Below are 12,223 nucleotides of genomic sequence, written 5' to 3'. Positions count from 1 at the left end.
TGACCCCATCAAATTTCGCGGAATGCGGTATGACCTCAACGTCTGAATACGAACAGCAATCCCAAGCGTTTTCACAGTCTTATCAGTTGGCGCAGACAGGCGATGCCGAAGCGCAATATCAGACTGGGTTTTATTATGCCCAAGGCATTGGCGTGGCTCAAAATTACCGCAGCGCGGGGTTTTATTGGCTAAATGCTGCCAAGCAGTCACACCCTGCCGCGCAAACTTATCTGGGGCTATTGTTTGAACAAGGCTTGGGCTACCAGCAGGATTTGAATAAAGCCATCCATTGTTACCAAACCGCTAGCGAATTGGGTTTTACCGAAGCCAAAGTACGTTTGGCGATGCTATATTTGACAGGCAAAGGCTTAGCGCAGGATAGCAAAAAGGCGATTTTACTGTTTATCCAAGCGGCAGAACAGGGCGAAGCGGTTGCCCAATACAATTTGGGTATCGCTTATGAGAGAGGACTGGGCGGGCTCAAGCACAATGATGATTTGGCACACTTTTAGTACCAGCAAGCGGCTTATCAAAACCATCCACAAGCAATGGCACGCTTAGCGGCAGATAAATTTGCCCAAAAGCCGACACCTAATACCACGCCAACTAGCACAATGCCAACTAGCACAATGCCAGAGAATTACAGGGTAGGCGATAATTTAGCACATCAAGCGGCATCAGATACGACGCCTGATTTTACTATTGATGATGTATTCACTCCCCAAAGTCAGCCCATCAATTTTGATGACGATGATGTGCCCGTCCATCCTGATAGTGACACGATTTTTGCGCGAGGTGTTGCGATTATTCAGGCGGACTTAAAACGCGCCTTTAACTTTTTTGAGCAAGCAGCATTACTTGGTCATGCCAAAGCCGAATACAATATGGGATTGGCTTTTTTATATGGACTCGGTGGCAATCATGTTTGTACTGAAACGGCACTGGAATGGCTAGAAAAATCCGCCAATCAAAGTTTTCGCCCTGCCTATCTTGCGTTAGGCTGGCTGTACCAAGGTGGCAATCCGTATCTCAATGACAGTAGTGATGACATTGGTGAAACTATCATTGTCGATTGTGACAATGCCATCAGCCAATACGAAATGGCGAGCGAGCTTGGACACGCGCAAGCCCAATATTTTCTTGCCAACATCTATGCCAGTGGCAATGGCGTCGCTGCCGATGCTGACAAAGCAAGCGCTTGGCTAAAGCAATCTGGCAAACATGGTTATGCTGCAGCGCTCACTGAGTTACGCCCATCTGTGCCAGAGACTGCTCATGCCCACAATGCCTATCATCAGACTTAGGTCATCATACCTAGGTGGTCTCCTTAATAGCTTTTGATAGACTATTTTTGTTATCAAGCCTTTCTTATTCAACCGTTCATTGATGGCTTTTTAACAGCCATTGCTTTATTTTTCGCCAACTGCACCAATTATAATGCCTATGCGCCAAATGTAGCCAAAATGAGATACGCTGCGCCTAGGATGCGTTCACGAATTTGTAGGATGATTGAGCTATAATGACAACACATTAAAAGGAAAAAGCATGACACCCGTAGATATTATTACTAGTAAAGAAATGAGCGATATTGCACAAATTGTCAAACTTCATGATATTGATGTTCCCTTAGTCGCTGTGTATTGCGGCTCTCGCAAAGGCAATGACCCCGTCTATGTCCAATCGGCGTATGAATTGGGTAGGGCATTGGTTGAAGCAGGATTAGGTCTGGTATATGGCGGTGCGGTGATTGGCTGTATGGGCGCGGTTGCCGATGGTGTAATTGAAAAAAACGGCATTGCCGTGGGCGTGATTCCTGAGTTTATGATGGATCGAGAAGTGGCGCATGGTGGGCTGACGCGTCTGCATTTGACCGATACCATGCATACCCGTAAAGCCATCATGGCAGAGTACGCCAGTGCCTTTATCACCTTGCCAGGTGGGCTTGGCACGCTTGAGGAAATCATGGAAATTGCCACTTGGCGACAGCTATATCAACATGAAAAACCGATGATTATTCTCAATATCAATGGTTTTTATGACAAATTGATTGAACATCTACAGTTTACCGCTGAGCAAGGTTTTATGAAACCAGAAGATTTACAGCGATTAATCGTTTGTAATACTGTCGCCGATGCCATTGAACTCCTCAAACCGATTGTTAACATGCCAGACACGCTGAATGTGAATAAAATCTAACTTTGTTAGCGACAAAAAAAAGACCTCAGTTAAAGGTCTTTTTTTGTATCCTTTTTTTATCAATGTTATCTAGTCGAAAATCTTACCACGATTCATAATCCCATTGGGGTCAAAGACTTGTTTGATGGCACGCAAATAATCAATTTCTTCATCAGGACGGGTGTAATTAAGATACGGCTTTTTGGTCATACCCACGCCATGCTCGGCTGAGATAGAGCCGTTGTATTTTTGCACCGTTTCAAACACATACTTGTTGACCACTTGGCATTTTTCAAAAAATTCGTCTTTGCTAAGGTTTTCTGGTTTTAAAATATTTAAATGTAAATTACCATCGCCGATATGCCCAAACCAGCACACTTGAAAATCCGGATAGTTTTGGCTAACAATGGCATCGATATCCGCGATAAACTCTGGCACACGGCTGATGAGCACGGAGATGTCATTTTTGTACGGGGTAAATACTGAGATGGTTTCAGAGATATACTCACGCAGTTTCCATAGCTCTTGGGCTTGGTGAATGGATTGGCTCATCACCCCATCAAGCACCCAGCCTTCGCTCATACAGTCTTCAAAAATCTGCATCGCCATGTCCATAATCGGCTCGTAAGGCGCTTCAAATTCGAGTAGCGCATAAAATGGCGCATCGGTTTCAAACGGTTTTTGCACATGCCCTGTGGCAAGTAATTTATCAACGGCGACATCATCAAAAAATTCAAACGCGGTCAAATCCATTTTACTTTGAAAGGCTGACAAGATTTGCATAATATTGGCAAACTCTGGCACGCCAAGCACCATGACAGTTAGGTTTTTGGGCTGGCGCTCTAGCTTGACTTGCACTTCGGTGACAATCCCAAGCGTACCTTCTGCACCGATAAGCAAATGACGCAAGTCATAACCGGTGGCATTTTTTATCATGCCTTTATTGAGGTGCAAAATATCGCCTTTACCTGTCACCACGGTCATACCCAAAATCCAGTTGCGGGTCATGCCGTATTTGATGACTTTGATACCGCCGGCATTGGTGCCAATATTGCCACCAAGCTGGCTTGAACCGGCTGACGCAAAGTCCACCGGATAGTATAACCCTTGACTGTCAGCAAAGTCTTGCAGCGCTTTGGTGACAATACCGGCTTCCACTTCCACCATACGGTCTGCAGGGTAGAAGCCCAATACTTGGTGCATTTTATCAAGGCTAATTACCACCTCGCCATTGGCGGCAACCGCCCCTGCAGATAGACCGGTACGACCACCGCTTGGGGTAATGACGATGTTTAGCGTATTACATAGCTTGACGATGGCTTGCACTTGCTGGGTGGATTTTGGGAAGACAATGGCGCTGGCGTTGGGCTCAAAATGCTTGGTCCAATCTTTGCCCCAAAAGCCCAAACTGTCCGCATCGGTTTTGATTTGGTGTTCGTCAAATCCTTGCTGGCGTAGTTGTTCAATGAGCGTATTGATGGCGGTCTGATTAGCAGTCATGGTGTGGCTTTTACCCATATTTTTAGACAGATTGAAAAGGTTTTTGAGGCTCTATCATAGCATAACTAACGGCATAAATTTTGACAAAAACACTGGCGATTGATGAAGAATTTTTTACCCATAAGACAAAAAAATCATGCCATCTTGCGGGAATTTCACCACAAAAAACCCGGCAAGTGTGATAGGATAATTGACTAAAAATACTGACTAGGGGTTGTTATGGCACAAAATCTATCACTTGAGAAAGACAAAATCCGCTTTTTGATGCTTGAAGGCTTGCATGACAATGCGTTTAAAGTGCTGTCAGAGGCAGGTTATCACAATGTTGAGAATATCAAAACCGCCTTAGACCCTGAAGAGCTTAGCGAAAAAATCAAAGACGCCCATTTTATCGGCATTCGTTCTCGCACCCATTTGACCCGCGATATTTTAGAAAAAGCCGAAAAGCTCATCGCCATTGGCTGTTTTTGTATTGGCACCAACCAAGTGGACTTGGAAGCTGCCCGTGAACTGGGTATCCCTGTCTTTAACGCCCCTTACTCTAACACCCGCTCTGTCGCGGAGCTTGTCCTTGCCGAAATCATCATGCTGATGCGCGGTATCCCTGAAAAAAATGCCGTGGTACACCGTGGCGGCTGGAACAAATCTGCCAAAGACAGCTATGAAGTGCGCGGCAAAACTTTGGGTATCGTGGGTTATGGCTCTATTGGTACTCAGTTATCGGTACTCGCTGAAAGCCTTGGTATGAAAGTCATCTATCATGATGTGGTCACCAAATTGCCATTGGGCAACGCCACCCAAGTGGGAAGCCTAGAAGAACTGCTTGGTAAAGCCGATGTGGTCACCCTGCATGTACCAGATTTGCCAAGTACGCGTAACATGATTACCGCTACAGAATTGGCTGCCATGAAGCCAGGCGCGCATCTTATTAATGCGGCGCGTGGTAAATGTGTGGATATTGATGCGCTAGCGGCAGCCTTACAGAGCGGTCATATCTTGGGCGCGGCGATTGACGTGTTCCCCAAAGAGCCAAAATCAGCGGATGAAGAATTTGAATCACCACTGCGCGCGTTTGACAATGTGATTTTGACACCGCATATCGGTGGCTCAACCCAAGAAGCACAAGCCAATATCGGTCTTGAAGTGGCAGAAAAATTTGTGCGTTACTCTGATATGGGTGATACCGCAACGTCTGTGAACTTCCCAAATGTTAGTATGCCGCAAAAAGAAGGCACGCATCGTCTGCTACATATTCACCAAAACGTGCCTGGCGTGTTGTCACAGATTAACAAATCCTTTGCCGATGCCAATATCAATATCTTTGCCCAAAGCCTGATGACGGAAGAAGATGTGGGCTATTTGGTGATGGATGTGGGTAGCGGCGATTCTGCGCAAGCGGTTGAAGCCTTAAAAAACATCCCAGAAACTATCCGTGTAAGGGTGTTGTTTTAATAACATTTTTTGAAAAAAAGGGCGTATTAAATACGTCTTTTTTTATTTTGGTTGCTAAGCTATAGTTTATGAAGTGGGTATATTGCCCCTGTAAGCATTTCTTATAGTCAAGCTTAAACTATTCAGAAAATTTTTGAATAGCGTGTGAGTTATAAATCCTAAAATTGCTTTTTCACGTCATCAAAAATACGATTAATACTGGTCTTTGGTTCAATAGCAACTTTTTGAAACATCGCTTTGGAGCTATGATGTTTTAGGTGTTTTCTAAAGAGATTTAATAATGACTTACCTCGAATTTGTAACGGATAGTTTTCTTTTAAATTGCTTTGCAATTCGGTTGGATATATTTCATTGGCTGTTAATGCTATAAATTTGGAATATTCATTTCCTAATACTTCATTTGGGTCACGGGCGATTTCTCGTTCTTTGGTTAGGTTTTCACCATTTAACGTTGCTTGTAACGCCAATGCGTACCAATGAATGAACTTCTCTTTGTCTGCCAAAAATTGATTTTTAATAGAGCTGTCTTCTATTTCAAGGATTTGTTCACATCCATAATCAATGAACACATCATTTTCAATAGAGTAACCATTGGTAAAAATCAAAATATCCTGTTGATACTTTGATGGAATACCAGTATTTACCCAAGTATCCTTGTCAGCAATGAAAATTAGTTTTTTTGCTTGCAATTTGGGATTTGTTTTAATGCTATCAAAAATACCTAATACTTTTCCTCTACCCCCAGCCGGTAGAACATCAACGATATCTTCTAATAATTCCTCTATTTTGCGATAAATAATAATGTCATATTTACCTTCTACAACAATAGTAGGTAATGAAGACCTTTCGAGCGTACTTATTAATTCCTCTAAGCTTACCTCTCTTTTTCCAGTATCAGTCATTTTGTAAACACCCATCACCCTTATCACTTGATAGAACAAGTTCTTTATCAGGATACTTATTGTATATAAAAGGTGAATGAGTTGCTATAATGAATTGATTACTTGAATTTTGTCTCATGAGTGTAGGAAAAAGTATACGCTGCCAATCTACATGTAGACTTAACTCAGGTTCATCAATAATAAAAATAGTATCTTGGTAAAAAGCATTATAAGCTAAGAAACTTAGCATTTGCTTTTCCCCTGCAGAAAGCAAATTTGAGTTGATAGTTTCTACTGCACTCCCAAAAGTCAAATTACCAATTTTTATACCAGATATTTTTAGTATATCTAATATATATTGTCTAGCGACTTCTAATGGCTTCATAATATCTACTCGTCTCTGTTCAGACTTAGCCATCATGGTATGTATTTTTTTTAGTTCTTCTTGAACCTTTTCAGTATTTGTTTCTTTTTGAAGCTCTTTAAGTTTTTCTGACATATTTAAATTAGAAAGGTTTTGTAGGGTTGTTACTTCCTCTACTAACTCAGCATTTTTATCACGCAAAAATCTTTCAATATCAATCGTGCCTAAAGAGGCAACAAATTGATGATTTCTATTAGTTAGCATATCTGATAGTTCCATTAAAGAAACTTCTAATCTTCTTGATGAAGACATACCTGCACGAATATTCTTACGTTTAGCTTGAACACCTCCCTCGATACGCCGAAATGTTGGCAAAAATAATGAACCACCATGTTTTGACAAAATACTATTTGGATTTTCTTGTTGTATATCTTTTTTATCAGCAATATTTTTTAACTGAGTAACTAAAAACTCTAAAGCTTCATCTTCATCTTCTTCATCTATAACCCAATCATCAATTTCTATAGGATCTTGCTCATTAACTTTTAAATACAAACTACAATTATTCCTAGTTGTCCTAGAGATGATACAGCTATAATCAGTTGTTTGAAGTTTTATTTTTCTAAAATTTATTTCTCTTATTGCAAAAGAAATGTTGCCGCTTACAATATACCAAATTAGCTTTAAAATAGTAGTTTTACCAGCACCGTTACGACCGGTAATGATATTCAAATCATTATTAAAATCAAGCCTAATGAATTCCTTACTACCATTTAAACCATCAATTTCCACATACTGTATTTTCATAATAAAACCTATACTTTAAATAAAAAATTGCTGATAACTCTATACTACCTTAAAAAAATGAAAAGCATATAGTTACCAGCAAATATTTTATAAACTAAATTTACTTCGCAATCTTTTTATATTTCATGCGTTTTGGCTCGGCATCCGCGCCCAATTGTTTTTTGCGGTATGCCTCAAACTCTGAGTAGTTACCATCAAACCAAATCGGACCCTCATCCTCAAACGCCAAAATATGGGTGGCAATACGGTCTAAGAACCAGCGGTCATGCGATACCACCATCACCGTACCGGGAAACACTTCCACCGCATCTTCAAGCGCGCGCAACGTCTCAACATCAAGGTCATTCGATGGCTCATCGAGTAACAGCACGTTTGCCCCTTGTTTTAAGGTTTTGGCAAGTTGCAGACGGTTACGCTCACCACCCGACAGGCTACCGACCAGTTTTTGTTGGTCTTGACCTTTAAAGTTAAAGCGTCCGATATAGGCACGGCTAGGCGTGGTGTATTCGCCCACGGTAATCATATCAAGACCGTCGGAGACTTCTTCCCACACGGTTTTTTTGTCATCCAGCTCATCGCGTACCTGTCCGACATACGCCACTTTCACTGATTCACCGACTTCAACTGTGCCCGTATCTGGCTTGTCTTTGCCTGTAATCATGTTAAACAAGGTCGTTTTACCCGCACCATTGGGTCCGATAATCCCCACAATCGCCATCGGAGGTACAGTGAAGGATAGGTTTTCGTATAGCAAACGGTCACCAAATGATTTTGAGATATTGTTGACTTCAATGACTTTGTTGCCAAGACGTGGTCCTGGTGGAATGTAGATTTCAGCGGTTTCGTTACGCTGTTGGAATTCTTTGGAGTTTAATTCCTCAAAACGTTGCAAGCGAGATTTGGACTTGGCTTGTTGACCTTTTTGGTTTTTACGCACCCATTCAAGCTCTTGTTTCAGCGCTTTGGCAAAGGCTTCTTCTTGTTTTTGCTCTTGCTCTAGGCGTTTATTTTTTTGCTCAAGCCACTCGGTGTAGTTACCTTGGTAAGGATAGCCATAGCCACGGTCAAGCTCCAAAATCCATTCGGCAACGTTATCAAGGAAATAGCGGTCATGGGTAATCGCCACGATGGTGCCGCTATAATCTTTTAAGAAATGCTCAAGCCAAGCGACTGATTCGGCGTCCAAGTGGTTGGTAGGTTCGTCAAGGAGCAGCATATCAGGTTTTGATAGTAACAGACGGCACAGGGCGACGCGGCGTTTTTCACCACCCGATAATTTGCTCACGTCAGCATCCCACGCGGGTAGGCGCAGCGCATCGGCGGCTTTTTCTAGTTGGTTGTTGAGGTTATGGGCATCCCATGCTTGGATGATGTCTTCCATTTTGCCTTGCTCGGCGGCAAGTTTGTCAAAGTCGGCATCGGGTAAGGCATATTCGCCATAGATTTCATCAAGGCGCGCCAATGCATCTAAGGCTTCACGCACACCATCTTCCACATTGCCGCGCACGTCTTTGGCAGGGTCTAGCTGCGGTTCTTGGGCAAGGTAGCCAATCTTGATACCCGCTTGCGCACGCGCTTCACCGTTATACTCGGTGTCCACGCCTGCCATGATTTTAAGCAAGGTTGATTTACCGGCACCGTTGAGACCCAGCACACCGATTTTTGCACCGGGGAAAAAAGACAGGCTGATGTCTTTTAGGATTTCCCGTTTGGGTGGAACAATTTTTGATACCTTGTTCATGGTATAAATATATTGAGCCATGTTCTTCCTGTTTAAGTTAGCTAATAGCAAATGAAGGTAAGGCGTATCATCCACGCCAAAAAATTTGAAAAATGGTAAGATTTAACCGCTTATTATCGCATTGTTAACGGGGTGGGGCAAGGCAAAAGCCTAGTGAAAAATCATTTGCAAACCCCATACCGAATAGGCAAAAACTTTTACAAGTCATGGACAGTGGTTGTGCTACTATCAAACAGCAAATAATCAAGCGACAAATAACCAAATCACAGATAGCATACTAGACAAAAAAATACACAAGGAGACAACCATGTCGGATTTACAATTATCGATTCACCATAACGAACAATCACAACGTTTTGAAACCACCGTTGACGGCACTACTGCTTACATTAGCTATGTGGATAATGGTGATGTCATCGTATATGACCATACCATTGTGCCAGACGCGATTGGCGGGCGCGGCATTGCAGGGGCGTTGACCAGGCACGCGTTAGACTACGCCCGTGAGCAAGGTAAAAAAGTCGTGCCAGCCTGCTCTTACGTGGCAAGCTATCTACAGAAACACCCCGAATACAGTGATTTAAAAGCTTAAAACTTTATCAATGGGTCAATACGCCAATAAAAAAACCACATAAGTTAATGTGGTTTTTTTATAGATTAGGGTTTGCTGATTATTTTTTCTTGGTAGGTCCAAGTAGCATACCCATTTGACGACCTTCAACTTTTGGTTGTTGCTCAACATTAGCAACATCGGTCGTATCGGCAATGACTTTTTCAAGCTGCTGCAAGCCAATTTGTTGGTGAGCCATCTCACGACCACGGAAGCGAATGGTGACTTTGACTTTGTCTTGGTCTTCCAAAAACTCACGGATTTTACGAAGTTTGACTTGATAGTCGGCTTCTTCCGTGCCAGGACGCAATTTGATTTCTTTAAGCTGCGTTTGTTTTTGGTTCTTTTTGGCTTCTTTGGCTTTTTGTTTTTGGTCGTACAGATATTTTCTGTAGTCCATCACTTTGGCAACAGGAGGCTGAGCGTCTGGTACTATCTCGACCAAATCCAACTCAGCATCACGGGCGGCCTGCAAAGCCGTTTTTATATCCACAACACCAACTTGTTCGCCGTCTTCTTTGACTAAGCGTACCTCTTTGGCACGAATTTCCTCGTTGATGTCTAATCGGTTTGAACTCTTAATAATACTTACTCCTACGCTGTTTTTGATTTGACGCGCCCTTTTTGGGCGGTCGCTTGGTTAACCAAGTCGATAAAGGCATCAATACTCATCACGCCAAGGTTGTCACCTTCACGAGTACGGACGTTAACTTGGTTGCTTTCTACTTCTTTATCACCCATGACAATCATATAAGGAATACGTTCAAGGGTGCGTTCTCTAATTTTAAAGCCAATTTTCTCATTACGCAAATCGGTGATGACACGAAGTCCGGCTTGATTCAATTGTTCGGCGACTTTTTGACAGGCTTCGGCTTGGTTGTCGGTAATATTCATCACCACGACTTGCTGCGGTGCAAGCCAGACTGGCATCCAGCCCGCGTAATGCTCAATGAGCATACCGATAAAGCGTTCAAATGACCCCAAAATCGCACGGTGTAGCATCACAGGGCGCTCACGTTCGCCTTGCTCATTGACAAACTCCGCACTTAGTCGTTCTGGCAGGTTAAAGTCAAGCTGCAGTGTACCGCATTGCCATACGCGACCAAGACAGTCTTTAAGGCTAAACTCGATTTTTGGTCCATAAAATGCGCCTTCACCTGGCAGATACTGCCAGTCAAGCCCTGCATTATCCAACGCGTCTGCTAAGTCTTTTTCTGCCAAGTCCCACAGTTCGTCAGCACCGACCCGTTTTTCTGGACGAGTCGAGAGTTTCATTTGCACGTCATCAAAACCAAAGTCTTTATACACATCAAGGGTAAGCTTGATAAAGTCTTGGGCTTCTTGTTTGATTTGCTCATTACTACAAAAAATATGGGCGTCATCTTGGGTAAAGCCACGCACCCGCATGATGCCATGGAGCGAACCTGACGGCTCATTACGGTGGCATGAGCCAAACTCAGCAAGACGCAATGGCAAGTCACGGTAAGATTTTAACCCTTGATTGAACACTTGCACGTGACACGGGCAGTTCATCGGCTTAATCGCATAGTCACGTTTTTCACTGTGGGTAGTGAACATCATGTCGCCATAATTTTCCCAGTGACCTGATTTTTCCCATAGGCTTCTATCGACAATTTGCGGGGTTTTGATTTCAAGATAGCCGTTATCTTTTTGTACTTTGCGCATATACTGCTCAAGTACTTGCCACATCGTCCAGCCATTGGGATGCCAAAACACCATACCAGGCGCTTCTTCTTGCATATGAAATAAATCAAGCGCTTTACCGATTTTACGATGGTCGCGTTTTTCCGCTTCTTCGATACGCTGAATATAAGCTTTTAGGTCTTTTTTATCTGCCCAAGCGGTACCGTAAATACGTTGTAGTTGCTCATTTTTGGCATCACCGCGCCAGTAGGCACCACTCATTTTGGTGAGTTTAAAGGCTTTTAAGAAACGGGTATTGGGCACGTGTGGTCCACGGCACATATCAACATATTCTTGGTGATAGTATAAACCCATTTGGGTTTCATTCGGCATATCTTCGATAAGACGTAATTTATAAGTCTCGCCACGGTCTTGGAATACTTTGATAACCTCGTCGCGCGGTGTCATTTTTTTGATGACATCGTAATCTTGGTTAATCAATTGCGTCATGCGCGCTTCGATTTTTTCCATGTCTTCTGGCGTAAACGGGCGCTCGCTGTAGATATCGTAATAAAAACCCTCTTCAATCACAGGACCGATAACCATCTTCACTTCAGGATAGAGCTGTTTGACAGCATGACCCAGTAAGTGAGCGGTCGAGTGGCGAATGATTTCCACACCTTCCTCGTCTTTTGGCGTGATGATTTGGACGGTTGCGTCTTCGCTAATCGGGTCACACGCATCAACTAATTTGCCGTTGACACGTCCTGCAACGGTGGCTTTGGCAAGCCCTGCGCCGATGCTTTGCGCCACTTCCATGACTGACGTTTGTCCATCAAATTGTTTAATATCGCCGTTTGGTAAGGTAATGGCTACCATAATTGCTCCTGTTGTCCTTTGGCAGTGATGACCGTTACTATCGGTCATGTAACCGTGAGAGATGGGAATAAAAAAAGGGAAAAACTCTGCCCTTCCAAACTTACCGTGTCTAGATAGGCATTACAATCCCATGAATTCGTCGCTCTGCAAAAAGCGTAAACGAGCTATTA

General features: G+C 43.1%; 11 protein-coding genes. 5 read left to right on the top strand and 6 right to left on the bottom strand.

Annotated elements, in window-relative coordinates:
* The first annotated feature begins 29 nt into the window (after positions 1-29).
* From RTP55_RS08165 to RTP55_RS08155, 3 genes are all read left to right on the top strand, one after another.
* On the top strand, positions 30-512 hold the full coding sequence (locus tag RTP55_RS08165; RefSeq protein ID WP_203171334.1) for a tetratricopeptide repeat protein: 483 nt from the start codon (positions 30-32) through the stop codon (positions 510-512).
* A 36-nt stretch (positions 513-548) separates the two neighbouring features.
* On the top strand, positions 549-1,304 hold the full coding sequence (locus tag RTP55_RS08160) for a tetratricopeptide repeat protein (RefSeq protein WP_203171335.1): 756 nt from the start codon (positions 549-551) through the stop codon (positions 1,302-1,304).
* A gap of 274 nt (positions 1,305-1,578) precedes the next feature.
* Positions 1,579-2,196, top strand: coding sequence for an LOG family protein (locus tag RTP55_RS08155; protein WP_409034776.1), 618 nt, complete (start codon positions 1,579-1,581; stop codon positions 2,194-2,196).
* A 69-nt stretch (positions 2,197-2,265) separates the two neighbouring features.
* On the opposite strand, the gene RTP55_RS08150 is transcribed toward RTP55_RS08155, so the two are convergent.
* Entirely contained in the window at positions 2,266-3,675 is a 1,410-nt protein-coding gene (locus RTP55_RS08150; RefSeq protein WP_312385501.1) for an FAD-binding oxidoreductase, read from the bottom strand.
* Positions 3,676-3,894: 219 nt separating this feature from the next.
* On the opposite strand from RTP55_RS08150, the gene serA reads away from it, so the two are divergent.
* The gene (gene serA, locus RTP55_RS08145) at positions 3,895-5,127 is read left to right on the top strand and encodes a phosphoglycerate dehydrogenase (protein ID WP_138017899.1); all 1,233 of its coding nucleotides are present in this window, start codon (positions 3,895-3,897) and stop codon (positions 5,125-5,127) included.
* A 158-nt stretch (positions 5,128-5,285) separates the two neighbouring features.
* On the opposite strand, the gene RTP55_RS08140 is transcribed toward serA, so the two are convergent.
* The 3 genes from RTP55_RS08140 to ettA form a co-directional block, all read right to left on the bottom strand.
* Positions 5,286-6,029, bottom strand: coding sequence for a DUF4435 domain-containing protein (locus RTP55_RS08140; protein WP_157796991.1), 744 nt, complete (start codon positions 6,027-6,029; stop codon positions 5,286-5,288).
* Positions 6,022-7,179, bottom strand: a complete 1,158-nt coding sequence (locus RTP55_RS08135; protein WP_099833371.1) for an AAA family ATPase — start codon at positions 7,177-7,179, stop codon at positions 6,022-6,024. The genes RTP55_RS08140 and RTP55_RS08135 overlap by 8 nt, the downstream gene beginning before the upstream one ends.
* A gap of 100 nt (positions 7,180-7,279) precedes the next feature.
* The gene (ettA, locus tag RTP55_RS08130; protein WP_007117348.1) at positions 7,280-8,941 is read right to left on the bottom strand and encodes an energy-dependent translational throttle protein EttA; all 1,662 of its coding nucleotides are present in this window, start codon (positions 8,939-8,941) and stop codon (positions 7,280-7,282) included.
* Between the two features lie 286 nt (positions 8,942-9,227).
* On the opposite strand from ettA, the gene RTP55_RS08125 reads away from it, so the two are divergent.
* Positions 9,228-9,512 carry a GNAT family N-acetyltransferase gene (locus tag RTP55_RS08125; RefSeq protein ID WP_312385498.1) on the top strand — a complete coding sequence of 95 codons (285 nt, stop codon included), beginning with the start codon at positions 9,228-9,230 and terminating at the stop codon, positions 9,510-9,512.
* A gap of 79 nt (positions 9,513-9,591) precedes the next feature.
* Here the strand turns inward: RTP55_RS08125 and infC are convergent, their stop codons facing one another.
* Together infC and thrS are read right to left on the bottom strand one after the other, a co-directional pair.
* Positions 9,592-10,089, bottom strand: coding sequence for a translation initiation factor IF-3 (gene infC, locus RTP55_RS08120; RefSeq protein ID WP_172460503.1), 498 nt, complete (start codon positions 10,087-10,089; stop codon positions 9,592-9,594).
* A gap of 35 nt (positions 10,090-10,124) precedes the next feature.
* On the bottom strand, positions 10,125-12,053 hold the full coding sequence (gene thrS, locus RTP55_RS08115) for a threonine--tRNA ligase (RefSeq protein WP_203171342.1): 1,929 nt from the start codon (positions 12,051-12,053) through the stop codon (positions 10,125-10,127).
* Positions 12,054-12,223 lie beyond the last annotated feature (170 nt).

It is taken from the genome of Moraxella sp. CTOTU47579, from assembly GCF_032004885.1.
GTDB lineage: Bacteria > Pseudomonadota > Gammaproteobacteria > Pseudomonadales > Moraxellaceae > Faucicola > Faucicola tetraodonis.
Note: the sequence above shows the minus strand (reverse complement) of the source record. Positions and strands in the feature narration are given on the sequence as shown.